This is a genomic window from Falsihalocynthiibacter sp. CO-5D18 (assembly GCF_041205445.1).
Taxonomy (GTDB): Bacteria; Pseudomonadota; Alphaproteobacteria; order Rhodobacterales; family Rhodobacteraceae; genus Falsihalocynthiibacter; species Falsihalocynthiibacter arcticus.
The window spans coordinates 1-26,955 of sequence record NZ_JBGFCF010000021.1; the positions used below are offsets into that span (position 1 = coordinate 1).

General features: G+C 52.9%; 24 protein-coding genes and 1 pseudogene. 14 read left to right on the forward strand and 11 right to left on the reverse strand.

The genetic code is table 11. The features are described 5' to 3' along the window. Positions 1-447: 447 nt before the first annotated feature. From AB9F27_RS19940 to AB9F27_RS19970, 7 genes are all read right to left on the reverse strand, one after another. Positions 448-1,878 carry an NAD-dependent succinate-semialdehyde dehydrogenase gene (locus tag AB9F27_RS19940; RefSeq protein WP_369758038.1) on the reverse strand — a complete coding sequence of 477 codons (1,431 nt, stop codon included), beginning with the start codon at positions 1,876-1,878 and terminating at the stop codon, positions 448-450. Between the two features lie 16 nt (positions 1,879-1,894). Further along, positions 1,895-2,920, reverse strand: coding sequence for a biotin/lipoyl-containing protein (locus tag AB9F27_RS19945; protein ID WP_335584649.1), 1,026 nt, complete (start codon positions 2,918-2,920; stop codon positions 1,895-1,897). Then, positions 2,910-3,905 carry an alpha-ketoacid dehydrogenase subunit beta gene (locus AB9F27_RS19950; protein WP_335584650.1) on the reverse strand — a complete coding sequence of 332 codons (996 nt, stop codon included), beginning with the start codon at positions 3,903-3,905 and terminating at the stop codon, positions 2,910-2,912. Before AB9F27_RS19950 ends, AB9F27_RS19945 begins: the two co-directional genes overlap by 11 nt. A gap of 9 nt (positions 3,906-3,914) precedes the next feature. Next, the gene (locus AB9F27_RS19955; protein ID WP_335584651.1) at positions 3,915-4,898 is read right to left on the reverse strand and encodes a thiamine pyrophosphate-dependent dehydrogenase E1 component subunit alpha; all 984 of its coding nucleotides are present in this window, start codon (positions 4,896-4,898) and stop codon (positions 3,915-3,917) included. Between the two features lie 65 nt (positions 4,899-4,963). Continuing rightward, positions 4,964-6,274, reverse strand: coding sequence for a Xaa-Pro peptidase family protein (locus tag AB9F27_RS19960; protein ID WP_335584652.1), 1,311 nt, complete (start codon positions 6,272-6,274; stop codon positions 4,964-4,966). Between the two features lie 76 nt (positions 6,275-6,350). Beyond that, positions 6,351-7,160 carry an SDR family oxidoreductase gene (locus AB9F27_RS19965; RefSeq protein WP_335584653.1) on the reverse strand — a complete coding sequence of 270 codons (810 nt, stop codon included), beginning with the start codon at positions 7,158-7,160 and terminating at the stop codon, positions 6,351-6,353. Between the two features lie 15 nt (positions 7,161-7,175). After that, the gene (locus tag AB9F27_RS19970) at positions 7,176-8,969 is read right to left on the reverse strand and encodes an extracellular solute-binding protein (protein WP_335584654.1); all 1,794 of its coding nucleotides are present in this window, start codon (positions 8,967-8,969) and stop codon (positions 7,176-7,178) included. A gap of 229 nt (positions 8,970-9,198) precedes the next feature. Here AB9F27_RS19970 and AB9F27_RS19975 point away from each other — a divergent pair, with 229 nt between their 5' ends. The 8 genes and pseudogenes from AB9F27_RS19975 to AB9F27_RS20010 form a co-directional block, all read left to right on the forward strand. Beyond that, complete coding sequence (locus AB9F27_RS19975; protein WP_335584655.1) at positions 9,199-10,149, forward strand: sugar ABC transporter substrate-binding protein; 951 nt, start codon at positions 9,199-9,201, stop codon at positions 10,147-10,149. 79 nt (positions 10,150-10,228) lie between these two features. Then, positions 10,229-11,026, forward strand: a complete 798-nt coding sequence (locus AB9F27_RS19980; protein ID WP_335584656.1) for an SDR family oxidoreductase — start codon at positions 10,229-10,231, stop codon at positions 11,024-11,026. A gap of 22 nt (positions 11,027-11,048) precedes the next feature. Beyond that, positions 11,049-12,023: an ABC transporter permease gene (locus AB9F27_RS19985; protein ID WP_335584657.1), complete on the forward strand. Its 975-nt coding sequence runs from the start codon at positions 11,049-11,051 to the stop codon at positions 12,021-12,023. Between the two features lie 10 nt (positions 12,024-12,033). Continuing rightward, positions 12,034-13,035 (forward strand): ABC transporter permease, encoded by a 1,002-nt coding sequence (locus AB9F27_RS19990; RefSeq protein WP_335584658.1) that lies wholly within the window; start codon positions 12,034-12,036, stop codon positions 13,033-13,035. Continuing rightward, positions 13,032-14,543, forward strand: coding sequence for a sugar ABC transporter ATP-binding protein (locus AB9F27_RS19995; protein ID WP_335584659.1), 1,512 nt, complete (start codon positions 13,032-13,034; stop codon positions 14,541-14,543). Before AB9F27_RS19990 ends, AB9F27_RS19995 begins: the two co-directional genes overlap by 4 nt. Continuing rightward, positions 14,543-14,734, forward strand: coding sequence for an NAD(P)-binding domain-containing protein (locus tag AB9F27_RS20000; protein ID WP_335584736.1), 192 nt, complete (start codon positions 14,543-14,545; stop codon positions 14,732-14,734). The genes AB9F27_RS19995 and AB9F27_RS20000 overlap by 1 nt, the downstream gene beginning before the upstream one ends. A gap of 281 nt (positions 14,735-15,015) precedes the next feature. Then, positions 15,016-15,171, forward strand: a complete 156-nt coding sequence (locus AB9F27_RS20005) for a hypothetical protein (protein ID WP_335584660.1) — start codon at positions 15,016-15,018, stop codon at positions 15,169-15,171. 772 nt (positions 15,172-15,943) lie between these two features. Next, positions 15,944-16,553: pseudogene (locus AB9F27_RS20010) on the forward strand (DDE-type integrase/transposase/recombinase); the annotation flags it as partial. A gap of 108 nt (positions 16,554-16,661) precedes the next feature. On the opposite strand, the gene AB9F27_RS20015 reads toward AB9F27_RS20010, so the two are convergent. Together AB9F27_RS20015 and AB9F27_RS20020 are read right to left on the reverse strand one after the other, a co-directional pair. Beyond that, entirely contained in the window at positions 16,662-16,880 is a 219-nt protein-coding gene (locus AB9F27_RS20015) for a hypothetical protein (RefSeq protein WP_335584738.1), read from the reverse strand. A 355-nt stretch (positions 16,881-17,235) separates the two neighbouring features. Beyond that, positions 17,236-18,975: an arylsulfatase gene (locus tag AB9F27_RS20020; RefSeq protein ID WP_335584661.1), complete on the reverse strand. Its 1,740-nt coding sequence runs from the start codon at positions 18,973-18,975 to the stop codon at positions 17,236-17,238. 156 nt (positions 18,976-19,131) lie between these two features. On the opposite strand from AB9F27_RS20020, the gene AB9F27_RS20025 reads away from it, so the two are divergent. The 6 genes from AB9F27_RS20025 to AB9F27_RS20050 all read left to right on the forward strand — a co-directional run bounded on the left by AB9F27_RS20025 (position 19,132) and on the right by AB9F27_RS20050 (position 23,206). Next, a complete protein-coding gene (locus AB9F27_RS20025; RefSeq protein WP_335584662.1) occupies positions 19,132-20,040 on the forward strand; it encodes a LysR family transcriptional regulator in 909 nt (302 codons plus the stop codon). A gap of 399 nt (positions 20,041-20,439) precedes the next feature. Further along, complete coding sequence (locus tag AB9F27_RS20030) at positions 20,440-20,790, forward strand: hypothetical protein (protein WP_369758039.1); 351 nt, start codon at positions 20,440-20,442, stop codon at positions 20,788-20,790. Positions 20,791-20,798: 8 nt separating this feature from the next. Next, complete coding sequence (locus AB9F27_RS20035) at positions 20,799-21,335, forward strand: hypothetical protein (protein WP_369758040.1); 537 nt, start codon at positions 20,799-20,801, stop codon at positions 21,333-21,335. Beyond that, on the forward strand, positions 21,332-21,562 hold the full coding sequence (locus tag AB9F27_RS20040) for a hypothetical protein (protein WP_369758041.1): 231 nt from the start codon (positions 21,332-21,334) through the stop codon (positions 21,560-21,562). The genes AB9F27_RS20035 and AB9F27_RS20040 overlap by 4 nt, the downstream gene beginning before the upstream one ends. A 674-nt stretch (positions 21,563-22,236) precedes the next feature. Then, entirely contained in the window at positions 22,237-22,683 is a 447-nt protein-coding gene (locus AB9F27_RS20045) for a hypothetical protein (protein ID WP_369758042.1), read from the forward strand. Between the two features lie 376 nt (positions 22,684-23,059). Further along, complete coding sequence (locus tag AB9F27_RS20050) at positions 23,060-23,206, forward strand: hypothetical protein (protein ID WP_369758043.1); 147 nt, start codon at positions 23,060-23,062, stop codon at positions 23,204-23,206. Positions 23,207-23,725: 519 nt separating this feature from the next. On the opposite strand, the gene AB9F27_RS20055 is transcribed toward AB9F27_RS20050, so the two are convergent. Next, positions 23,726-24,757 (reverse strand): IS110 family transposase, encoded by a 1,032-nt coding sequence (locus tag AB9F27_RS20055; protein ID WP_369758044.1) that lies wholly within the window; start codon positions 24,755-24,757, stop codon positions 23,726-23,728. Positions 24,758-24,897: 140 nt separating this feature from the next. After that, the gene (locus AB9F27_RS20060; RefSeq protein ID WP_369758046.1) at positions 24,898-26,403 is read right to left on the reverse strand and encodes a DNA phosphorothioation-associated putative methyltransferase; all 1,506 of its coding nucleotides are present in this window, start codon (positions 26,401-26,403) and stop codon (positions 24,898-24,900) included. Positions 26,404-26,955 lie beyond the last annotated feature (552 nt).

A 26,955-nucleotide genomic window follows, 5' to 3' on the forward strand; every position in this document is an offset into this window, starting at 1 on the left:
CGTTGTCTGGCAGGCGATGCTGGCATCGCTGAGAGGAAAGGCCAGCGGTCACATGCACCGCGTCAACAGGCCGGACACATGACCGCAACCTGCAACGATCAAAATCAGCTCAAATAAATCCCTGCAAAACAGGGGCCGTCAACACATGACACCACCAATATAACTAAGACAAAACAATCTGGTAGTGAGCGTGCATTGGAACGCTTTATGCAAACGATTGAAAAAGAGCAAAAGAAGGCTGCGGAGACGTAAAGCAGGCCAATCTATGGTCACTTTGTTTAAACGTGTTCTCTAAACGGACACCTATTAGTTCTGACTGAAAGAGGACGCTTTTGGTGGCTAGGATGCGGCGGTAACCGTCCCAAATACATCTACTTACCAAATGCCGCGATCTAGAGCTAATTGCGGCGTCGTCGGACGACAATTTCATCCGACACACTGCTCCCCCTACCAGCTGGCCGAAATATATTGTGTTTCCATAAATTCAAGCATGCCTTCATGGCCCCCTTCGCGTCCTAAGCCTGACTGTTTGACTCCCCCAAAGGGCGCTGCGGGATCGGAGACCAAACCACGGTTTAAACCAACCATACCGTATTCCAGACGCTCACAGACCTGCAGAGCACGCTTCATATTTTCGGAAAAGACGTAAGCCACGAGGCCATATTCCGTGTCGTTGGCGCGTCGGATTACGTCTTCTTGGTCGGTGAAGGTTTGCAGGGCGGCAACGGGGCCGAAAATCTCGTCGTGCACGCAATCAGAGGTCTCTGCGACGTTGGACAAAACGGTTGGCGGGTAAAAGAAACCCTTGCCACTTGGCGCGGTGCCGCCCAGTTCAATTTTGGCCCCCTTGGCAACGGCATCTGCAACAAATGCGGCAACCTTATCGCGCGTATCGGCATTCACCAGTGGCCCAACGTCCACGCTTGGGTCGGTCCCGTCGCCCATCGTTAAGGCCGCCATTGCTGCGGTGAATTTCGTGGTAAAGGCTTCGGCCACATCGGCATGCACATAGAGGCGGTTGGCGGCGGTGCAGGCCTCGCCCAAATTGCGCATTTTTGCCAACATTGCCCCCTCGACGGCGACGTCAAGATCGGCGTCTTCAAAGACGATCAGCGGTGCGTTGCCCCCCAGTTCCATTGCTGGCTTCAACACTTGGTCGGCTGCGGAATGGAGCAGCTTCCGACCCACGCCCGTCGAGCCGGTAAAGCTGACAACTCGTACGCGAGGGTCATGCAGCATGTGATCCACCAATGCGCCGGATTTGCGCGAAGGGAGGACATTGACCAAGCCTTTGGGCACGCCAGCTTCCTCCAAAAGCGGCATCAGCGCCAGCATGGTCAGCGGCGTTTCGGAGGCTGGTTTAATGATCACGGCACAGCCTGCAGCCAAAGCGGGAGCGATCTTGCGGGTGCCCATTGCGGCGGGGTAATTCCACGGGGTGACAAGCACCGCGATGCCCGCAGGTTTGTGGTGCACGATGATCCGCGCGCCAGAGGCTGGGGCATGCGTTATCATCCCGTCGGCACGCACGGCTTCCTCGGAGAACCAGCGGAAAAACTCGGCGGCATAGGTTGCCTCGCCCATCGCATCGGCGCGAGCTTTACCGTTTTCCAACGTAATCAGGTGGGCGAATTCGGGTAAACGGGCCGTCATCAGATCCCATGCTTTGCGCAAGATTTCGGAGCGGTGGCGTGGGGTTTGGGCCGCCCAAAGCGCCATCGCGGCCTCGGCGGCATCAAGGGCGGCATCGGCGTCGGCGATTTCCGCAGAGGCCACAGAAGCAAGCACCTCTTCGGTTGCGGGGTTCATCACGTCAAAACGGGTGCCGGATGCACCAGTACGCCATTGGCCGTCAATGTAGAGGTCAGTATGTTTCATTAGGGACTCCAGAATATCAAAGTAAGTGGCGCAAAGGGTCGGTCAGGCGATCAGCGAATTCAGAAATAAGCTGGATGGCCTGCGCGTCGGAGAGCTGATAGGGCGTGAAATCAAGGCAGATCAGATAGGTATCTCCCTCGGTGGCGATGCTGAGGGAAGGCGCGCCCCAACCCGCGAGGCGCAGACTGGAAATCGGGCTGGCGCTTAAATCCCGCAGGATCAAATTGGCGGCAGCATCAGGATCACTCTCGGACAAAAATGACAAACGCGCCCGATCGGGGTTTGTCAGGCAACGCCCTTCTGCTTGGAGGTCCAATAGCGAAATGACCAGTTCATCATCGCCCGCTTGAAGTGCCGTTCGCAGCGCGGCGGCGGCAAAGGCGGCCCAGATGGCTGATGGCGCGAGCGTAACATTGCCCTCGGCCAGCATCCATTGGAGAAAGTCCTGCGTGCCTTTAGTGGCGACCCGCGCGGTGATTTGATTTGGCATCGCCGCGGCTTGCTGTGCTGTGGGCGCGCGGGTTACGGGTAAACTGCGCAGAGTTTCCAGATCCGCTGCGTGATAGGGTTGCGGGTGTCCAAGAGCGACCAAGCGCTCCAGATCCAAGCCTTGTTCCTTGGCCAAACGGCGGGCTTTAGGCGAGGCAAAAATCTTCGCGTCCGTACCATTTATTGGCAGGGGGGCAGGCGCAGGAGGGGGCGCTGTTTTAGCAAGTGAAGGCGCCGTCGGTTGCGATTCTACGGGCCCGGTAGTCTGCGGTATGGCGGGTGATGCAACGGGCAGCACATCGGATGTTGCGTCTGCGCTGTCTGAAATCAATGCGATGACCTGTCCGACGGGCACGTCGTCGCCCTCCGCGGCACTGACGGAGCCTAAATAGCCATCCGCGAGCGCTTCGACATCCATCACCGCTTTGTCGGTCTCGACCTCCATCAACACGTCGCCGATCTTGACGGAATCGCCCGCTTGCTTCTGCCAGCGTACGATTTTACCTGTTTCCTGCGCCATCCCTAGGGCGGGCATGATGACCTCATGCGCCATGGAACATCTCCCCACGCATGAGTTTTCGGGCGGTTTCGGCAACCGTTTCGGCGGTTGGAACGGTGATGTCTTCCAAGGCTGGCGAAAACGGCACAGGCACATCCATCGCCCCCATGCGGATCACCGGACCGTCTAGATGATAGAAGGCTTTTTCCATGATCCGCGATGCGATCTCTCCCGTGATGCCATAGTTTTGGTGTCCTTCGTCGATCACAATGGCGCGGCTGGTTTTGCGCACGGATTTTAGAATGGTGTCTTCATCGAGGGGGACAATCGTGCGCGGGTCAATGACTTCGGCACTGATCCCTTCAGCGGCCAAAATCTCGGCGGCGGCTTCGGCAATCTGGACCATCGATGAGGTGCCAATCAGCGTGATATCCGTGCCTTCACGTTTGATGTTAGCAACACCGAAAGGGATCAGATATTCTTTCTCGGGGACGGGGGCCTTGTCGTTATACATCAGCTTGTCTTCGAAGATGACGACAGGATTGTTGTCCCGAATGGCCGTTTTCATCAAACCCTTTGCCTCATAGGCGGACGAAGGCATCGCAACTTTGAGGCCCGGTATATGGGCGACGAGGGCATGGAGCGACTGGCTGTGTTGGGCTGCCGAGCGGCGTGTGGCCCCGAGATTTGTCCGCAAAACAAGCGGCGCACTCAAATTGCCCCCAGACATATAATGCGTCTTGGCCGCCTGATTGCACAACTGGTCCATGACCAGAAACAGGAAATCGCCAAACATCAGATCGACGATAGGACGACTGCCCGTCATGGCGGCGCCAACGGCGATGCCCATGAAACCGGGTTCCGCGATTGGCGTGTCGATGATCCGCTCGGGACCAAACTCCTCAACCAAACCCGACAGGACTTTGAACGGGGTTCCGGCCTCGGCCACATCTTCGCCCAGCAGGAAAACGGTATCGTCGCGCCGCATTTCTTCGGCGATGGCCTCGTTTACGGCCTTGGAAAGTGTAATTTCGCGCATGGTTTTTCCTTAGGCGTTGGCGGCGAAGACGTGCATGTCGACTTCAGCCTCGTCAGGGTATTTGGCGGAAAGGGCGTATTCCACGGCGGCTTGGGCATCGGTTTTTACGTCGGCCTTGATGGCTTCCAATTCCGCCTCCGTTGTGATGCCCTCAGCGGTGAGCCATTTTCCAAAATTGATGATGGGGTCGCGTTCCGTTTTCCAATGGGCTTCTTCTTCCTTGGAGCGGTAATAGGTGCGGTTAATGTCGCCGACATGGTGGCCGTGGTATCGGTAGGTTTCCAACTCAATAAAGAACGGCCCTTCGCCCTTGCGACAGCGCGCCACCAGCTTTTGCGCCAAATCATTGACGGCCAAAACGTCCTGACCATCGACTTTGAACGCTTCAATACCAAAGGCTTCTGCGCGGGCAGTGATCGATCCGGCCATTGTTTCTTCAACTCTGGTATATTCGCCGTAAAGGTTGTTTTCGCAGGCATAAATCACCGGCAAGTTCCAAAGCGCGGCCATGTTCATGACCTCATACATCAAGCCCTGTGCGGTGGCGCCATCGCCAAAGAAACAGACCGTTACATCCTCTGTTCCCAGACGTTTGGCGCTGAGAGCGGACCCTGTGGCAATGCCCATGGAACCGCCAACAATGGCATTTGCGCCCAAGTTTCCGTTGGACTGATCCGCGATATGCATCGAGCCACCTTTGCCCCTGCAGTAGCCCTCTTCTTTGCCCAAAAGCTCGCAAAACATCCGTTTTAAGTCGGCGCCTTTGGCGACGCAATGGCCGTGGCCGCGATGGGTCGAGGTGATTTTATCCGTTTTGGTCAAAGCTTCGCAGATGCCAACGGCAACGGCCTCTTGACCGGAATACATATGGGTCAGACCGGGCATTTTGGCGCTGAGATACAGCTGGTTTGCGTTGTCCTCAAACGCGCGAATGCGCGCCATTTGGGTGTACATGCGCAGATAGTCTTCGGTGTTTGTTTTCGCGGTACTCATGTCTGGCCTTTCGCTAAAAAGTCCCCGCCCGAGCAAGAAGGCGCAAGCGGGGACGTTCAGGGAGGTTAGTATCGGTTGGCGATCGGGAGGTTTTGCGCGGGGAAGAGCGAAATCACCTTACAACCCGTGTCTGTCACCACGACTTCTTCCTCGATCCGTGCCGCAGAATACCCGTCGGTTGCGGGGCAATAGGTTTCCAACGCAAAGACCATGCCCGTTTGGATTTCCATTGGGTTATCCAAGGATACGGCGCGGCTGATGATAGGGCGTTCGTGCAGCGCGAGGCCGAGACCGTGGCCAAACTGAAGGCCAAACGCGGACAACTCGTCTGGGAAGCCAAATTCTTCGGCTTTGGGCCAGAGTTTGGCGACCTCGTCGGTGGTCACACCGGGTTTGATCGCTTCTATTGAGGCGTCAATCCACTCGCGGGCTTTGACATAGGCGTCGTCCTGACTTGGGGTCGAGAATCCGACGTTGAAAGTGCGGTAATAACACGTTCTATAGCCTTGATAAGATTGTAAAATATCAAAGAACGCTTGATCTCCGGGGCGGATAAGCCGGTCGGTGAAATTGTGCGGATGTGGGTTACAGCGCTCGCCGGAAATCGCGTTGATCGCCTCAACATCGTCCGAGCCCATCTCGTAGAGCATTTTGTTGGACATCGCGACGATATCGTTTTCGCGTACACCGGGTTTTAGCTCCTCATAGATCATATGGTAAACGCCATCGACCATGGCGGCGGCTTGGTTCAGCAGTTGGATCTCATCAATATTCTTGATTTCACGCGCGCTGAGCATCACTTGCTGGCCGTCAACAACGTTCAAACCTGCCTCTTGCAGCGCAAAAAACATGGCGGTTTCCGCATAGTCGACGCCCACAGGCATTCCGGCCATGCCAGCCTTTTTGATCAGGCCCGCGATCTCTTCGGCATAGCGTTTCATAAGTCCGAAGGAAGGCGGAATGGTGCCGCGCATGCCGACAACACCCGCAAGCATCCGCTCTGGATCAAGCCAATCGCAATAGTCGCGGTGGTGGACCGCGGCGGATCCAAAATCCCAAACATAGGGTTCTTCGTCGCCCGCCAACAAACAGAAACGACACATTTTATCGCGTTCCCATTCGCCGATTTTGGTGCCGGACACATAGCGAATATTGTTGGTGTCAAACATCAGCATCGAGCCAAGGTCGGACTTTTTCAACGCGTCCTTGGCACGGGAAAGACGGTAGCGGCGCAAGCGGTCGTGATTGACGCGGTTCTCGAAATCGACGGACATATGGCCCGATGACGGGATGTGCTTGTCCCAGCGCCAGTTAGGGTCGATATCGCCCGGTTGCAGGATGCGCGGGTTGAGGGCGGATATATTTGGTTGAGCCATGATAGCCTCCTTGGCACGCCAATGGGCGCGCTAAAAAATTGAATGTTGTATCGTGGGTGGGCTTAGCGCCCGAAGGTTACTGGATGCACCAGCCGCCATCGATGTGGATCATTTGACCCGTCATGTAGTCGCTGTCGTCGCTGACAAGGAAAGAAGCCGTGCCAACAATATCTTTGGGGTAGGACACCCGTTTGATCACCAATTCGTTCTCGGCGATGTCTTCATAGGCCTGTCCGGCGCGCTCCTTAAAGCCAATCTCGACCAAATCTTTGTCGAGCTGTTCCCAAAGCGGGGTCACCACGACACCAGGGGCGTAGCCGTTGACGGTAATATTGTGCTCGCCCAAGGAAACCGCGCCACAATGGGTTAGAGCAAGGCAGCCGTATTTTGAGGTGCAATAGACCGTCACATCGACCAAAGGTTTGCGTGATGCAATTGAGCCAACGTTGATCAACTTATAGGGATGATCAGCCATCGGACCTTGTTCGATCATTTGGCGGGCGGTTTCCTGCATACCAAGCCACATTGCCTTAGTGTTTACATTCATGATCGTGTCCCAGTTTTCCTCATCAATATCCATGAAGAAACGGGGTTTGTTGAGGCCGGCATTGAAAACGCCAACATTGATGGAGCCAAAAGCGGCGACCGTGGCCGCAACCGCCGAAGCGTTGTCTTCGCGTATTGTCACATCCATTCGGACCGCGATTGCTTTGCCGTTGCCTTGGGCGTTGATACCGTCCGCGACCTTTTGCGCTTCGTCCAGATCCAGATCACCGACGCAAATGTTTGCCCCCTGAGCCGCAAAGTTTTCGGCATTTGCTGCCCCCATGCCACGGGCGGCACCGGTGATGAGAATATTCTTACCTGATAGGCGTTTAGGGTCCATGGTGTCCTCGCTATGTTATTGTCTTAGGGCGATTTCTGCCCTCGATTGAGAGTTTTTCAGGGCGTCGCGCGGGCTAATAATTCCGCGCAACATGTCGTGCATTTCCTCGCCGCAAATGCGTGTGATTTCAGCAATTTGCGGAATCGGAGGGCGGGGCCAAAATTGCAACTCATCGCGCCAAGACATTGCATCCACAGCTTCGAAAATACTGGAGAGGCGGCGGACTTCGGGATCAGCGCCCACGGAATACCGTGGGGCGGTGCGGCTGCCATTTTGGACATAGAGTTTTTGTGCCGCAGGAGACGTGAAGGCGATCAGCGCTTCGGCGGCTGGGCCGCGTCGTTCTTCGGCGATATTGGACGGAATGCCCAAGACATAGCCGCCCACAGGGGCAACGGGATGCCCCGACGGTCCCGCAGGGTGCGGTAGATATCCGGTCTCGCCAAAGGCAGGAGACGAGGGGTCGGACTCAAAATATGGCGCGAGCAACGTATAGCCATAGGCCATCGCAATTTTGCCGGCCGCATAGGGGCGCATCCGCTCATACCAAGACATGGAGAGGATGTCGGGGGGCGAAAAATCGAGCAGGTTTTTGAGGTATTCGGCCGCTTGCAACCCAAGCGGTGTGTCAATCGTTGGCTCCAAATCGGTCCTATTTGCAACGTCCGCGCTGTAGCCCCCCGCGATCGGATGAAGGTTCAAGATCGGTTGGCCGAAGTCGGCGCAGGCCATCATGAATTGGTGCCCAAGCGCGGTGCCGCGCGCGGCATTCCACGCAATGCCATATCGTCCCCGAGATGGGTTATGGAGGGTGCGGGCAGCGTTTAACACTTGATCGGTCGTTGAAGGCGGTTCAAGTCCCGCTTGGGCGAACCAGTCTTTGCGGTAAAACAACAACTCAGGCGTTGTTTGGCTGGGAACGCCAAAGGGGCGGCCGCCCCAATGTGCCCCTTGCCAACCTGCAGTGTGAAAATCACTCGGATCAAGGCGCTCGACATCCAGTAGATTGTCGAGGGGGAGCAGAACGCCCTTGTCCGCAAACTCACCGATCCATGGCAAATCAACTGCGATAATATCGTAGCGGCTTACCTTGCGGTCAAAATTGCGCAGGGTTTCTTCGTGTAAGCGGTCGATGGAAAAGGCGCGCTGGTTGATCTTGGCACCGATCATTTGTTCAAATTGACGCTTGAGATTATCCATCACCATGAAGGTTGGATCGCCATGCACCAAAATACGAAGACCACCCGCAAGGGCGAGCGGTTCGGGCAAGACTTGCGGGGCCGGAATGGTCTTGCCATCCATATAGGAGCCGCCAAAATAATAGTGCTTCTCGGCGGCTTCTTTGTCGCTGGTGCCAAGGCTTTGTGCGGCCAACCGCAGAACACGCCCCGTCAGTTGATCCCATTTGGACATGAGGTCGACGCTCGGGTGTAGCGAGAATGTTTTGCCAGTTTTTGTACGGGGGCGCTGTTCAATAAGGCCTGAGGTTAGCATCTCGTCGAGCTTGCGTCGGCCCGTCGCATATGGGGTGCCGGAGGCCGCGACAAGCGCCGAGGCGGTTATTGCCTTGCCTTCAACGTGGTTGCGGATCAGTGTGAGCGCCATATTCAAATACGGATTGGGAGCCGTGATTTCCAACGCGGTATCAACTTCGCTTGTGAATGCCTCAAGAAATCCAATGACACGCAACACTTCTACGCCACCCTTGGTGGGAGCCGCCCCAGAGGGGACCCCCGGGGTGTTCAGATTGTCTTTAAGGATGTCTTGCATTTTCAAAGGAGCCAGTCCGTCTTTGCGAGAAGTGTTCATTTAATACCTATGGGGAATGCCCCACCTCCGTAGAATGTTCAGAATGAGTGTCTGGGAAGTATGGGGAAAATATCCATTCTGGATACTAAAATATTCAAAATGGATATATTTGAAGGCAGGTGCGCTCTGCATTTCGCGAAGATTGACGAACGAGGTTGCTTTAAGGATTCGTTCCTAGTCCGGGAGGGGCTGCAACCTGAGGGAAAATGGATAAATGGGAGGAACCTAAATGAACACGTCATTAAAATCACTGATTGTGGGGACAACGGCAATCGCAGGATTAGTTATTGCTGGTGCCGCAGCTGCCGACACATATAAAATCGGAATTACGCAAAATAACGTTGGTGTCGATAGCTATCAAACGACCTATGAAAAGGCCTTTATCGCAGCGGCCGAAGCGAATGCAGATGTAGAGGCAGTGGTTTTGGATGCTGGCGGTGACGTTGCGCGCCAAATTGCTCAAATGCAGGATCTCATTCAACAGGAAGTTGATGCGATCATCATTTGGCCAACGAATGGCGAAGCGGTTATCCCCGCCGTGCGCGAAGCGTTCAAAGCAGGCATTCCGGTTATTGTCACCAACTCGAATATCGCCGAAGCGGGGCACGAGTTTGTTAAATCCTTCTCGGGGCCGGACAACATCACACAAGGATCTCGGTCTGCGGAATTGATGTGTGAAGCGTTGGGTGGCAAAGGCCGCGTCCTGCAAATTTCGGGCCAACCTGGCTACACAACGGCGATCGAGCGCGCCAAAGGGTTCGAAGATCGCCTTCCCGAAGTGTGCCCAGACGTTGAGTTGGTCGAAACGCAACCTGGTGACTGGAACCGTGAGAAATCGCAAACGGTCATGGAAGCATTCCTCGTAAAATATGATGACATTGACGGTGTTTACGCTGGAGATGACAACATGGGTGTTGGCGCGATGAACGCTGCCGTTGCGGCGGGTCGCGTTGGCGAAATCGCTTTCGTCGGTGCCACAAACTTTGCCGTTGGCTATGAAGCGATGGCGCGCGGCGAATATTATGGCTCGATCTACCAGTCTCCGGTCGATGACGCCGAAGCCGCGCTCAAGACCGCCTTGGATGTTCTGAATGGCAAAGAAGTTCCGTTTTTGAACTACTTCGATACGCCCAAGATCACCAAAGCGAATATGGATGAGTTCACGAAGCCTGTCTTCTAGGAACGCTCCCGAGGGCGGATGGATTATACACGATCCATCCGCCCTTTTTCTAAATATTTTGAAACACTGAGGGGGTGCCATGGGACGAGTCACTGGGCGATCTTGTATCGTCACGGGAGCGGCGCAGGGAATTGGGCGCGCCATTGGTGAGGCATTGTTGGACGAGGGCGCGGACGTTTGTTTCGCGGACATCAATGGCGATAAGGTTGCGAAGGTCGCGTCAGAGAACGAGACGCGCGCCAAGAAACATGGCGGGAAGGTTTTGTCCTGTATGGTCGATGTCACCCAGCGTGAACAGGTCGTCGCGATGATTTCCCAGACCGTGGATGCCTTTGGTAAGTTGGACGTTAAATTCAACAATGCTGGTGTTAACAAACCGATGAATTTCTTGGATGTTACGGAACAAAACTGGAAGTTCATAATGGACATCAATGCGCTTGGTGTAATGATCGGGATGCAGGAAGCCGCCAAGCAAATGATTGCGCAAGGAACCCGTGGGAAAATCATTAACACCGCGTCAATTGCGAGCCGACAGGGGTTTGATAACGTGGCCCCATATTGTGCCTCAAAATTCGCCGTCGTCGCCCTAACGCAAGCGGGCGCGCGTGATTTTGCGAAGCATGATATTACTGTCACAGGCTTTGCGCCGGGCGTAGTCGCCACAGAGATGTGGGAAGATGTGGACCGAAGCCTGATGGAAATGGGCGCCTCAAGCCGACCAGGCGAAGCGATGGAAGAATTCGCGACGGGAATTTTAAAAGGACGCGTGGCGCAACCTGCTGATATTACGGGTACAACAACGTTTCTGGCTTCGAGTGATAGCGACTATATGACCGGACAGATCGTGATGATCGACGGGGGAATGACGCTGGTCTGAAGGACCGCGTGGGGAGGACATAATGGCAGATGATAAAATGAAGGCTATTGGCAATGTTTTGGCGCGCCAAGGGATTTTGATCGCTTTTGCGATATTCATGGTTGGATTTGCTTTGGCGAATGATCGGTTTCTTGGCCTAGATAATATTCTGGGCGTTGTGCGCTCGTCGGCCATTCTTGGGGTAATGGCGCTTGGTGTCACGTTCGTGGTTATTAGCGGCAATCTTGATCTCTCTGTTGGCTCGATGATGTCCTTTTCAACCATCGTCGTTCTCGATCTTCATGACAAAATCGGTCCAGAACTTGCCATTCCTGTTATGTTCGCGATGACAATGGCCTTGGGGGCTTTGGTTGGATTTCTTGTTGGGTATTTAAAACTGAATTCGCTGATTGTGACGCTAGGCATGTTGTCGGCTATCCACGGCTTGACGCTCACGTATTCCGGCGGGAAAAACATGGATATCGCCGACAAACAAGGCACATGGTTCGGGTTCTTCGGGCGAGAAGAAGTTTTGGGCGTGCCTGTCCCCGTTCTTATTTTCGGGCTGTTGGCCGTAGTTCTGAGCTTGTTGTTGGCCAAGACGCCGTTTGGGCGAAAAACTTATGCGGTGGGGGGCAATGGGATTGCGGCAACGTTTTCTGGTGTGCCGCGCGCTCGGGTGATCTTTATGTGTTACCTGATTTCGTCCTTCTGTGTCGCCACGGCAGGTTTGCTTCAGGCCAGCCGGTCGTTGGGCAGCCAAAACACCGTGGGGCAGGGGCTGGAACTCGACGTTCTTGCTGCTGTTATCCTTGGGGGCGCGTCGTTGATGGGCGGCTCTGGCACGGTGTTCAAAACGGTCATTGGTGTTTTAATCCTTGGTTTTATCCAGAACGGCCTACTGCTGGTTGGATTGCAATTCTACGTTCAATACGTCGTCACTTGGGCCATCATTATTCTGGCTGTGTGGCTGGATATCGCGGCAAAACGTGGCCGCCTTTTGTCACCAATTGCTTGAGGGAACGGACATGAAAAATTCAAAAAAACTAACGTTTCTGAAGGACAACGCGATCTGGGCCTTCATCGTTTTAGAGCTGATCTTTTTCTCGGTCGCAGGGGAGTACCTATCTCTTTCTGACAAGGCGTTTATGGACGGCGAAAATATGTTGCTGTTGTTTAAACAATCTGCCCCCATTGGCATTATCGCGCTTGGAATGACGATTGTGATGATCAACGGCAATATCGACCTCTCGGTCGGTGCGACCTATGCGCTTTGCGCGGTTGTTATGCTCGATAGTATGACTTGGCCAATCTTCGCGAGTCTTGGGGATTGGGTCATACCTATTTCGATTTTCCTGTCTTTGATCACTGGAATGGTTTTAGGCCTGATAAACGGAATGATCGTGTGGAAAACGGGTGTGGATGCCTTTATTGTCACCCTTGGATCGATGCTCGGCTTTCGCGGCTTGGTCTTTATGTATAACGGCGAAAATCCGACCTCCAATTTGAACTGGACGCTGGTGGATTTTGCTGAATCCGACGTTTTCGGGATCGAGACACCGACAATCATTTTTGTTGCTGCGACCGTTATTATCTGGCTGATCATGACGCGCACAATTCATGGGCGCAACGCCTATGCGGTTGGGGACAACCGGAGTGCTGCGGTCAATGCGGGGATCAAAGTCGGACCGCATATGGTGTGGAACTTTGTGTTAATCGGCTTTCTCGCGGCCCTCAGTGCCGTGGTTTTTTATGCCGCCAGCGGTTCGGTGAATCCCAATGATGGCACCCTTTACGAGCTTTGGGTCATTACAGCGGTTGTTCTTGGGGGCACCAAATTGACGGGAGGGAGCGGGTCGATCATCTCCACTTTTGGGGGGGTGATTGCGATCCAATTACTGCGCAAAGGCCTTGGTCACATAGGGGCGGATACGGCGATGGTCAACCTTGTGATCGGTTTGATTTTGATCGCTGTCCTGCTTTTTGACCAGCAATTGAACCGCAAGGGCAAAGAGGAGTTGAAAGCATGACTGACCAAATCCCAGCACTGCGGTTGGAAAATATCGTAAAAACCTTCCCAGGGGTGCGCGCCCTTGATGGCGTTTCGTTTCAGGTTATGCGCGGAGAAGTGCATGCACTTCTCGGGGAAAACGGCGCTGGCAAGTCCACGTTGATGAAGGTCCTTGGCGGTATCCACCAACCCGACGAGGGGCGTATTTTCATTGAAGAAGTGTCCGCCATCATGGCCTCGCCCTTAGATGCGAAATCCAAGGGGGTTGTGTTCATCCACCAAGAGTTGAGCCTCGCTGATGAGTTGAGCGTTGCTGAAAACATCTACTTGGGAGAGCTGCCGAGAAAAAGTTTCGGACGCGTAGATTTTGAAAAACTCCATGCGGATTCTGGTGCGATTTTGGAGCGCCTGAAGTGTGGGTTCACACCGCAAACCATCGTCGGTGATCTTTCGATCGCCAACAAGCAAATGGTCGAAATCGCCCGCGCCCTCACGGTGGACGCCAAGGCGGTGATCTTTGATGAACCCACCGCATCCTTGACTGACGCGGAAAAAGTTGTGCTGTTCGACATCATTAATGATTTGCGCAGCCAAGGGGTGGGCATCGTTTATATCTCCCACCGCATGGACGAGATTTTCACAATTTCCGACAAGGTCAGTGTGTTACGCGACGGAGAATATCGCGGGTCGCTTATCACTGCGGACACCAATGAAGACGAGGTGACGCAGTTGATGATCGGGCGCAGCCTCGATCTTACGGCGGCGATCGAGCACGCCCCCCTTGGGAAGGTTGCGCTTGAAGTGCGAGATCTTTCCTGTGGTGCGCTGTTCCATGGCGTAAATTTCAAGGTACACGCAGGCGAAGTCGTCGGGTTTTATGGCCTCGTAGGCGCAGGGCGGACCGAAATTGCCGAGACCTTATTCGGGCTTCGTAGTTCTTCAGCAGGGAAAATTCTGTTGGACGGGCAAGAGGTTAACATTAGCTCTCCCATTGATGCGATCCGGTATGGAATTTCACTGGTGCCCGAGGACCGCAAAGAGCAAGGGTTGGTGTTGGGCATGAACTGTCGCGATAACATGACGTTGCCGCAGGTCGGCGATCTTACGGCGGGGCCCTTCGTTTCTGACGGCGCTGAAATTGCGATCTTTGATCTGTATCGCGACAAACTGGCGATAAAAACACCGAGTTGGCGACAACAAGTAGGCAATTTGTCGGGTGGCAATCAACAAAAAATTGTCATCGGCAAGTGGCTTTCTATGGCGCCTCGGGTGCTCATTGTGGACGAGCCAACGCGCGGCATTGATGTGGGGTCCAAGTCGGAAATCCACAATTTGATCCGTGATTTGGCAAAACAAGGGTACGCAGTCATCGTGATTAGCTCGGAAATGCCTGAAGTGTTGCGCGTCTCGGATCGGGTCATTGCGATGTTCCACGGCGAAATCATTCGCGAGTTTAGTTCCGAAGAAGTGAACGAGGATAATCTGGTTCAGGCGATTTCTGGAATCAAGTCAGACAAAGTCGCCTGATACGGGTCGGATTTGTCGGACTGGGTCGTCTGGGGTGCCATATGGCCAGAAATTTGGCGGTGGCAGGGCATCAGATTCTCCTTTGGAACCGTTCACCCGAGAAGGCGGAAAGGCTCGCACAGGCAATCGGATACAAGGTCGCCTCAACCCCCCAACGTTGGCAGGTTGTTCGGGTGTGTTTCGGATTATGAGCGCGCAGCATCAACTGCGGCTCTTGTTAGAAAATAATCGTTTATCTAACGAGGGGACTCGGAATGGGAACGGCTTACACCCATTTAAGTATCACAGAGCGGCGCAGAATTCCTTCTCATTGCTTGCATAGCAAACAACTGCAAGGCCGTGGAATGCTGGAAGCACGCTAGGGTTCCTGTTGATGTGATGGCTCATAGGCCCCCTTCGGCCACTGGGGGCAAATTTAAAACTGTTATAGCCAACGCTTGGGCAAACTAACGTAATCTCGCTGGTTGAACGTGTGAGCCGGATTACTCTCATTCTGATAATCCCAAGCAAGCGCGCCAAACCAGTCATGGGCGAAATTATGAAGGCGATCAAAGATCGGCCCTATGTCGCCTGCAAATCGATTACTTTTGATCGCGGTACGGAGATTGTTAGCTGGCCACATCTTTAAGCTTAGATCGCGACACAGACTTGGTTCTATGACCCTTCTTCACCGTGGCAAAAAGGCACGGTCGAAAACACCAATCGAAAGGCTAGACGCTGGCTGCCGCGCAATTGCCTCGGCTGGAAGACGCCCGCCGAAGCCTTCCGCAAACAGATAATGGAGAAAATGCGAACACGCCCCTACCCTGAGCCTAACAAGAGAGGCGGTTCAGGTATCGCTCACCCTTTACGGTTTCTGTTTTTCTTGGGCCAATGACGAAGGCCTGTGAAAATTGTTAGGTATTCGGAATTGGTGAAACGGTCTCTGCCCTCGCTTTTTTGCCCTTATTCAAAAGTGTTGACCGTAACGCTTTTACGATTCACCCGTGAAGTTCCGCCTCGTCCAAAACTCGATTTAAAGCTGAGTTGTGATTGTTTAATCCGCTTGGTGAAAAGGCGACATGTTCATTGTTGTTGGTGTGCCACGTATCAGAAGCAGTAAGGTCTGCTAAGTCAATTTTGGCAATATCCCCGTTGCCAAAGTAAGGGGTTAGCCACCGATTGAGAGCGGCTATGTAGTCATTGTGACCTGAGCCCCTAAAGCTCCTCCCGTTTTGTGAAGAGTCCGCCCAACAAAAGGACGGACAAATGAAGGTACGATTTGCGGGCAAACAGATCATAGCGATGATTTAGGAACAGGAAGCTGAAGAAACCACCCGCGGAACAAATGTTGGAATGTGACTTTGTCCGCCATTGGTCTGAGGACAATGGTCGTGCGCCATGTTGCGGGACATCAATTCAAAAAAGTGGTGACGCCCGTGGCAAAGCGGAATGCTGTGGCCGACTTGAGCGAGACGCACAGGGTGAGCCAGCGACGGGCGTGCGATGTTTTACAGGTTGATCGGTCGTCGATGCGGTATTTGTCGCGTCGCGGCGATGATGCTGATCTGCGCAATGCAATCAAGCGCGTTTCCCGAGAACGCCGCAGGTTTGGGTATCCATTGCCCGGTAGTCGCTGCTTGCAGCGATGAGAGGGGGCGTATCCAAGTGATGGTTGCGCGTGAGGGCTTCGAGGTAAACCACAAGAAGCTGAGGTGTGAGAAGCTTTAGATGCGCCACAGAGGCGGTAGAAAACGTGCGTTGAGCACGCGAAAGCCGATGGTGTTACCATGTGGCCCCAACCGGCGGTGGTCACTGGATTTTGTGTCTGACGCGCGAACCGACGGCCGGCGTTTCCGCATTCTTGCGGTTGTAGATGACTACAGTCCAGAGAACTTGGTCCTGATAGCGGATACATCACTGTCAGGACAGCGCGTTGCCAGAGAACTAGATAGGGTGATTGCTGAACGTGGTATTCCGAAGCCGATGGTCTCAGACAACGGAACCGAGTTTCCCAGTTTGGCAAACCTGACCCCGATGGAATTATTGCAGAGAAAGACGATGGACAGGATGGCCGCGTCAGGTCAAAGATTTAACGCCAAGGACGCCGCGCAAGCTGGAGGGAACTTGGGGCGCAGGTCAATTGTAAGGTATTTTCCCGCCACTTTGGTTTAGGACGTTATTCATTCGCTTTATTACGAAGTCAGCAACGGGTTTGAATTTGCGGGTTTGCGCTGGGAGCTGGTTTTCGATGCGAGCATGGGTTTCGTAATTCAGCTTGATCGCAAACTCTTTCGCGTCTTCGAAATCGTCAGTCTTGGTCCATTTAGTCACGCGTTTGCCGTTATCTAGAGTCATTCGCGCATGTCAGTATGAGCTGATATTGAAGTATGTGGATTTAACAGAAAGAACTGTTCACGGGCTCAGTACAGAACGAAATGTACAGCATCTAAGGCTATTTTCTATTCCATAGCAAAAGGTTGTGGTTTTTGGGAGGCGAGTAGGAGAAACGAACTCCTGTACACGGATATTAAATCCGCGCTTATCTTTGATTTTATTGATATATTGTAAAATTTCGGCGGTTTGATGTCAGTTGAAACAATGGTTTAGCGGAAGTTTTTAAACTGCTTTTGAGAGTGGCAAGACAACTGGATTTTTCCAACGATCGTGGTCTGTGTGCCGCCCCATTTCGGGGCGACACACATTCGCCATTTTAGTGCGACGTTCCACGCTTGGCGTTGATCACCGTCTGTTCGAGTGGGTTATACCCCTCTGGAACAGGAACAAGATTTACGCGCTCGGAATATTCTGCGTAGAAAGTTTTCATTTCCTCCACGAGGTCCGGCATTTCACCAGCAAGATCGTGCAGCTCCGACGGATCTGTCTCAATGTCATACAGTTCCCAATCCCCTGAACCTTTGGGCTCGAGGTTTTGCATCAGTTTATAGCTGCCTTGAAACACGGCACTTGATCCCGCAAGTTCATAACCAACAGGATTGTCATCGCCACGAACGGATTCAACCTCACTTCTCAGGACAGGCAACATGCTTATACCGTCGGGCACATTGATTTCACGGCCGTCGTAAACTGGACCAGGCATGTCAACACCAGCTATTTCAAGCAATGTTGGCATAATATCTCGCACGTAGGAAAAGCTGTTGATCCGGCTGCCAGCGTCAACAACACCGGGGAAACGCACAATCAACGGCACGCGCAACCCGCCTTCAGTTGAGAAAGTTTTGAAATAACTACCCGGCACAGCAGAAGCCGCAGCCCAACCTGGGCCGTAATCGGCGTAGACGCCTTTTTGTCCCATGCTTGAGTAATCGCCGTTGAAATCTTCCATATAAACCTTGTCGTAGTTGGCTTTATACCACTCGCGATAGGCATCAGTTAGCGGAAGCTGGTTGGGATCGGGACCGTTATCGGACATGAAGACAACGATCGTGTTATCGGCAATGCCCCGTTCTTCGAGATGAGCAAGCAGCTTGGCGATATTGACATCCATATTGTCGAGCATACCAGCATAAGTTTGCATCTGCCGCGCACGAAAGGATTGTTCTTCGTCAGAAAGTGCTTCCCAGTCGGGCATCTGCCAAGGCTCATAGGAGGTCTTGAGCATCTCAAGATCCAGTTCGACATCAGCCGAGATCAAGCCCAGTTCTTTTTGTTTTGCGAGACGCGAAGCACGCAGTGCTTCGAAACCTTCGTCATAAACGCCATCATATTTGTCGATGAAATTTTTCGGCGCTTGATGTGGATAATGCATGGCCTGATACCCGATCCAAGCAAGGAACGGTTTATCATCATCAAGGTTGCTGTCGATATATTCAATCAATCGATCCGTATAGAAATTCGATGAAAAGTAGTCCTCTTTGGGGAGGCTCGCCAGTTCACCGTCCTCAAAATAGTGCACGCGGTCATAGAAAGGCGCATAGGGCTGTTCGACCCAATTGTCGGCGCCGCTTTCGGCAAGCATAAATGATTTCTCGAAGCCGCGGTCATGGGGAATTGAACCCGGCTTGCTGCCAAGGTGCCATTTGCCCGTCATGTAAGTATGATAGCCAGCGTCCTTCAAGAGACGCGGCATCGTAACGACTGTGTCGTTCAAATGGCCCTCATAGCCTGGCTTTCCAAACTGATTGTCAGCTTGAATTTCCGCCATATTCCCAAGCCCCGCGAGGTGGTTGTCAACGCCGCTAATGAGCATTGTGCGGGTGGGTGAACAGGATGCGCCAACGTGGAAATTGGTGAACAACATGCCATCGGCGGCAAGTTGGTCAATGGCAGGAGTCTCCACTTCGCTGCCAAAGGCCCCGACATCGGAAAAACCCGTATCATCAGCGATAATAATGAGGATATTGGGTCGCGCGTTCTCGGCGTGGGCGCTGGCTCCTATAATAGAAAGCGCAAATGCGCTTAATGTCGATTGAAGTATTCTTTGTTGAATCATCAGAAAGTCCTTGATTTATTGAATTTTTTCGGGGGACTGTGTGCTAAAATCTGTGCCAAAGGTTTTGCACGTTTTATTCTTTCAAGCGATGGACTTTGTCGTTAAATTCAAAATTTGGTAGCTACATTTCAATTTCTGAAACGTACAGGAGCCCCCGTGATCGACACCAAATGCATTGGAGCAGTGCAAGCACTCGCCCGTTACGAAAGTTTTAAGGAAGCGGCGCAAGTGATCGGGACATCGCCTGCAAGTTTTTCGCGCTACATTACCCAAGCAGAAGAATACGCAGGGAATTCGTTGTTCGAGCGCCGCAGGAATGGTGCACAATTAACGCCCGCGGGGCAGCAATTCCTGACTCTCCTTAATGATTTGGATGAGGCGAGCGGTATTTTCGAACACCGCGTTGAGCACTTAAGGTCCACGGGGGCGCCGACGCTTAATATTGGGTGCGGTCCGCTAACCACACGCACTTTAATTACTCCTCTGATTGAGAAACTCATTCTGGAGATGCCCGAATTGCGCGTGCGTGTCATGGTAAGCGCAGGTAAGGAGCCGCTCGATGCTCTACGGCGTGGGACGCTTGATGTTGCGATCTGTGATCTGACCCACACGCCTGATCTGAGTGATCTCGACATTCAAGTCATAGCGAAAAAGGCCGTTTCATTTTGGGCGCGCCCGCAACATCCAATACATTCGGTCGCGCCGGTCAGCTTGGCAGAGGTTTTCCGCCATCCCTTCATTTCGGCCAAAATCCACAAGCATTGGAAGGCCGCGATCGCCGGAATCCTTGGCGGAGATCGCGCGGCTTGGCAGGCGGTGGAGCAAATCCCTAAAATCGAATGTGACGATTACGGACTTCTGGTCGATTTGGCCTGCAAGAGTGATCTGATCTGTGGAGGAATGGGCGATGCAGTTGAGCAACATGCGGCGCTTGGTCTGTTGAAGGAAATCCAGACCACTCAAGGACTTACTTGGAACATCTGTGCCGCACGACGGAAAAAAGTCACTTTTCCCGCGCTGGACGCCCTCTGGGAGGAACTAATTCGGCTATTTGCAATAGAATAATGGGTCCCAGCACTTTGTGTGGAAAAACCCCTTAACTGTACGCCATGCACTACCTGTAAACTCAGAGATCGGATGCAGCGGACTTGTAAGAAGCGGCCAAATTATTGAAATTAAGGCCATATATTGGAGAAAATTGCTATACCCGTCGCTTCTCTTTGCGGAGCGAATGAAATCCAGTATATCACAAGCTGTTAAAAAGAATGGTGAAAATGGAGGCGAGTAGGAGAATCGAACTCCTGTACACGGATTTGCAATCCTCCCGGAGCCTCTGAAAATAAACACAAATTTTGTAAACACCCCCCTCTAGAGGGGGGCCAGAAATCAATAGGTTATGAGCCAACTGTAAACCAAAAAAAACGCTCAACACTCTCCAATTTAATGAAGCCAGGGCACAAGCGCATGTCCCGGATGTTGGGCTATTGCCTGACACTCGGCACGAGAGATGGCTGGGCGGACTTTAGCTATATCGCTGCTGTGCGCCTTTCCGAAATAGAGCGTGCAATGCTCGCCATTGCGGCTCTCAACTCTCTTGAAACTGTTGATGCGATAACGACCGCTGCAGCAGCAATAGGTTCGGTTGGTGGACCACTTCCCGCATTCCTCGGAGGTATGTCCGATGCTCGGTTTTGGGCTTCAATAGGCACTCGTTCCGAACTGAATGCCTACGCTCTCGCCGCCTACGAGGCCATGAACACAAAAGATCAGGCAGCATTTTTTCAACATATTAATGAAGAGGATATTTCAGCATGAAGATGCTTATGTATAGAACTGCGATCGGCACAGGTTTACCATACAATCTCGACAGTCTGAAATCACACATCCGAGTGAACGAAACCTCGGATGATGTTGCTATCAGGTACATTGGTGAGACGGCAGCGGCAGAGATCGAGCAGTTTGCCCAAATAGCACTGCTGACCCAAACTATAAGAGTGACGATCTTTGATCCCTGCAGCGAGAGTGGCTTGACGCTACCCATCGGTCCGGTGGGCAAAGGTGCTACAGCTACAATAATAATTGATGGCGAGGTTTTTACAGCCTTTGAGTTGGTAGGCGGCCATCGTCCCTACATCCGATGGCACACAGCATATCATGATCTAAACCCAAGCAGGATCACCGTAGAATATCAGGCTGGGTTCGGAGTAACACCGGACGACATCCCCCCAGACCTCGCACATGCCCTCATGGATCAAGCTGCGCTGCATTACGACGGAAGACCCCCATTGGATGCCAAGTCGCTCACAGCCTCGCCTCATGTGGCGCGTGTGCCGGCGCGCAGCCGGGGGCGGCAGCTATGACTGACCGCGAGTTAGATGAAATCCTAACAACACGCTGGCCGGCCGTTATGCGCCGCGTAATAGGCGACGACTCGGATGACTGGATGCAAGGCTTTGTCAAATCAATCGCACGACACAGTAAGCGGCCGTCTTGGCGTCCATCGGCAAAACAGGCGCAGCTTATGCAGCGTTTGGTTGCTGATCTAAGCGCGCCCCCAGAGCCAGCTATGGAGCTGGTCGAACGGTAAGAAGAAGAATAAAAGGGCCCGCGCTGAAACGCAGGCCTCGGCGGATGTGGTGCGTTCACGGGTTATCGATGCGCATCCGCTTAAAGCGCAACAAATGGTAACGGGCCAGGCGCAATCCGACAAGGCTATCAGTCATGTTGGCGCGGTGAAAATCCGCAAAGGGCAGCTATTCCGCGTCACGCGGTCTCTCCACGCCCTAAGGCCCCACTGCCACCCTCTAGGCGGTGAACATGGGAGAGCGGACTGTGCCGAGGGAAGGGCAGGTCTGACCTAAGCGGCGGCCCGGCTCCGATGAGCAGGCAAGATCGTAGCGGTCAGGTAGCGGGATGCGGGTTTTTAACCTCGCTACAGTAACCCGCTTTCTGACCGTCACAACAACCCTCACCAATAAGCAGGTAAAAAAAAGAACAACGATAGAGCGTAGAGAATACGCAAGAGGACAAGCAGATGACCAAGACGGCGATGAGTACAGACACACAATGGCGACAGAAGGATGGATCTAAACTGATCACTGCACCCGAGCCAGTGCCTTCGCGGTCCATCAGTTTGGAAGCGACCTCTTTGAGAATGGTCCCAATGCCGCAACTTTCGTTGATATACGGGACCGCGCTTATGAGTTGTCAATTCTCGCGCACGATTCAGCTTCGACCGAAACGACTCCGGCTGAAAGAGCTATGCGTTTCATACATAGCCTAAAAATTCCAGAGGGTCCAAACGCGGGAAAACCTGTTACACTTGCACCGTTCCAGCGCCAATTCATTGAAGGCGCGATGACCGACACAACCGCCAACGCCATTCTTAGCTTCGAGCGCGGCAATGGGACATCCGCCATCACTGCGGGCCTCGCACTCGGTGGTCAAATTGGTGTCTGGGTTCGCCAGCCTCGCCGTGAGATTATTGCAGCGGCGCTGACACGTGATCAGGGACGCACCATCTGGAACTTTGTGGCCAGCTTTGTTGGGGCCATCCCTTTGGAGATCCAGCGGCACCTCATTTTCCGCTGGGCCCGAAGACTCGAGATCGAGTATGGCGGCGACGGCGGAGGACACGTCCTGCGTGTTATCGCAGCTGACGAAAAATCCGCCATAGGTGGTGCGCCGACGATGGCGATCGCTCGATGAGCGTGGCCACTGTGCGATTGGATGAATGGCTGAGCTGCGAAGCCACCAACTTACCACCTCGAGAAGGTGGTGTTGTGATCGGGATTGCGGCCCCAGTCGTTCACAACATCAATGCGAGTCACTTGGGGCGGACCTGTCACAATGTCGGGGAGCACCTACGCAAACACTCACACCACGCCTAAAAAGGGGGGGGGCAAAAGTCAGAAAGGTGCAGCGCGCCACACCTGTTATGCCCTAAGTGAGAGATTTTTTTCCCATGGATCCTGAAAATTCCGCCCGCGCCAAAGACTTTGATCCTTTTGGCAATACTGGCGCGCCTTTGCGCGACTGACGCGGTCGGCGGATTTCTAATAAAATTAAGTAAAATCAATATATTGTGGAGATTCGTGCCGCTGCGGCTTGGGGCCAAGATATGATCGCCGAGGCGCTCGGCTGTGATCCCAAGACGTTACGCAAGAATTTTTCCCGTGTGATGGCCGGCGGCACTTTGATGATCGAGGGGCTTTGCCTCGAGAGCTGTTGAGCAAAGCCCGCTCAGGCTATGTACCTTCGGTGCTCGAGCGGCAATATCGCGCATGTAGCCAACATCCGCGTCGTCACCGAGGACGATATCATTTTGGGGTTATTTGACCATTGAACTATCAATTCCAGCCTTTAGCCCGGCTGGTTTAAACAAGTGGCTTTCGGAGCTATGACTGAATCTGGTGTTTGGGCGGTTTGAAGGTTGGCTGCGTATCTGGTTGATTTGTTGTCGTGAGACAGCAGCCCAACCAAAGGAGATACACCGGACGTGTGTGGACGCCCCGGGTAATGCAAGCATTTTCTTTGGATGAGGTTTTGGCAATGTGGCCAAGTTCTGACGTGTGTCCGACCTCTGATTGCGGCACTTCACACGCCGCGGGCCTGTATGGAGATGCGAGGATCAGGTCCAAATCGCTTACGCGCGCTTGTTGCGCATCGTCCGGGTAGTGGTTTTCCTGATCCAGTCTCATTGACCTGTTGCCCTTACTTATCCATCGACCTGCTCACATAGCCCATCGGGTCAGGCTTGAGCCGTATCCCGATGAGAATTATATGTACCGCCATGGGCCATCAGGGCCCAAATGATCCTTCCCATTCGATTTGCAAGCGCAACTGCAATCAACATTTTCGGCTTCCGATCCATCATGCGCGCCAACCATGATCCCTCCTGGGCACCTTTGCGTGCCGCCCATCGGACAATGGCCATCGCACCGGTGATCAATAATCGTCGTAAATCGCGTTGGCCCATTTTCGATGTTCGTCCCATTCTCTCCTTGCCTCCCGATGAGTGCTGTCTTGGTGTTAGCCCCATCCAGGCTGAAAAATCCCGCCCTCGCTTAAATGTTGCCGGATCGGGTGCGAATGCCAGAAGAGCTGCTGCCGTAATTGGCCCGACACCTGGAACGGTCATCAGCCTCATTGCCAACTCTTCTTTGCGGGATGCGGCGAGAATCTCCTTCTCAAGGGCTTCAATTCGTGACTGTAAAATTGATATCTGATCCAAAATCAGCTCGGCATGTAAAATGACTGTTGTTGGAAGCTCGTTTGTCTCATCACCCAATGCTGCCTTGAGACGCTTCAGATGTACAACCCCCTGCGGTGCGACGACGCCATGCTCAGCCAAATGACCTCGGAGTGCATTAATCAGTTGTGTTCTTTGCCTCACAAAAAGATCACGGGTTTTAAAAGCCATCCCGGCCGCTTGCTGATCGGCAGACTTGACCGCGACAAATCGCATAGCCGGTCGCGACGCAGCCTCGGCAATAGCCTCTGCATCCGCAGCATCGCTCTTTTGGCGTTTCACAAAAGGCTTCACATAAATCGGCGGAATGAGCTTAACCTCATGGCCAAGCTTTGCGATCTGACGGCCCCAATGGTGCGCACTGGCACAGGCCTCCAGCGCCACAACACAGGGTTTGATCGCAGACATCAGCTTCAACAGTTGGCCGCGCGAAACTTTTTTGGAGAAAAGTCGCCGACCAATCTCATCCGATGCATGAAACTGAAATACGTTCTTGGCCAAATCTATGCCAACGATGTTACACTCTTCCATGAAAGCCTCCCTTTAATGTGGTCACAACACCACTTTGGCACATCCGTGCCGTAAAAGGGGCGTCCACTCCATCGCTTACGCTCGTTCCTCACCGCGTCTAACTTGAAAGTTTTTTCGATCTAACTAGGTGTAGTTGTTATTTAAGGAGATTGAAATATTGGGACACGGATACCCGAGCCTAGCAGTGCGGCAGAAAAGCTTCGAAAGTCGGGGCCTTCACCCCAGAAATCGAGTTCAGCTAGCGCCTCTATTTCTTTGTCGAAAGTATTTTGAAGATCGAAATGCGGATGGTCATTCACTAGATACCGGGACCTGAAGTAAAGTAACCGCACTTTTCCATCTTCGGTATGATCGATTAGATCAACGTCAAATGATTGGAATGAAACCTTCACTCTCTTTACGACACGGGGCAGGGCGGAAGTATCGAAGTCCGGAATGTAGAGCGCTGAAAACTTCTTGCTGGAAAAGTGAATCCGCATAAGCGTCGCATCACTGAGATCACCAGCTAGTCTTTGGCCAATGGCTACGTAACCTTGAAGTCTTGCTGACAAGAGAGGCAAGTTATTCACATGAAACTGAAACTTGCCTTCCTTAACGCAGCCGGCGCCTGCCGCTTCAGCTGAATGTGCATCTTCTATAAGTTTGTCGGTGTCACCAATCGAATAAAGAAAAGCTTGTCCGTCCGAAATCGCGCGTTGATGTGAACCCATGAAGACCCGAACATCACGCTGGAGCTCAGCTGGCAATTCACGGTAAGTTTTTTGACCGCTGAATGCGTTGAGCGCGAAGAAGAGTGTAAGGCTTTCTATCTTTCGCAACGCCGTTTCATGTAGTTCGGGCCCCTCAATTTCTTTAAAAGCGAGGTTTGAGAGATAGGGGAGTGCGTGCAAGGATCTGGAGATTTTCTTACGAAGTTTATCGGGCAACTCAACTTCATCAGGATGCCTGCCAAGCTCACGAATAAGTCTTTCAAGCTCATTGATGATGTTTTGGTTTGCCTTTGAAATATCTTTGGATCGTTTGGGCCCCTTAAATGTGTTCGGTTTTCGCGGTGATGACACAGGTTGGCGGAGTCCGCTCTGCCTTCGAAACAGGTAACGTTGCTCAGCGACTTCATCGCGGAAGACGAAGAAAACACCAGGGCCTGCTGCAACTGGTTGGACTTCAAGGGTGTTAGCAATAAAGTCGCAAATTTCTCCTTGGGAGTAGTACTTTTGAAACGTGTTTCGCGAAGTAAGAAAGCCATCTTTGTAAGGTCGAGAATTGCTCAAATCCCCCTTGCCGATGAGCATCACGGACACGGAAAGACATTGCCGGGCATAACCAAACGCTAGACGCAATGCCTCCATGCGCTCATCACGATCCTCAATGACATTGAGCACAAACCCGAGATTTACGACATCACAAACCTCAAGGTATTGTGTGTTTGGTGAAAAATGCGGATCCCAGCCTCTTGCATCGATTTGGACTTTCTTCAACGCCTCAACATCGTCTCCTCGACCACAGCCATAGTCTAGAACTGAACTGTCTTTTGAAATTACAGCACCCGACTGCAACAAAAATATTGGCGCAGAGACCGAGGACCTCGGAATTGCTGTCTTGTGCCGCTCCACCTCAGCTGTGGCTCTAATGTTTGGCACAGGCACCGATCCTCTTGCGGAACTTCAAATTGCGACCTGCTTTTCCTAGCATATATGAGATCTCATGGGCAAATTGGTCGTCCCTCAGCATCTAGCCCACCTTGCGCAAGAGCGTACGTCCACTGCCTTTTCCGCCCCATTTTATGCATTTCTCTGAAGAGGTTGAGTTCTTCGAGATACCGTGTGGTTGCCGCGAAATGTGCACGTCGTGGATCATCGAGACGCAGAAGGAGCTCCTTACGGTGTAGGATTGGCGGGTTTTTTTGGCTATACTCGCGAAGTCCAGCATTGCCGGTGATCAAGTCCACAGAACAACTCGACAGAAGTGCTGGGAAAGCTGATAATTCGAAGTCCTCATAGTCCAAAAAAGAAACCCGCTGCCGGTTGCGTTGATCAACCTTTAGGACCGACCATTTGAAGGATTGGGGAAGATGGAGCCTCGCCTGCTCTACGGTCTTGGCATCTTCGTCAGGTAGGGTACACGCTGCACTTCGATGTAGGTAGAGGTAGCCACCAACGCTTTTGCCTGCAGACACCTTTTTATGAATTTCAGAACTC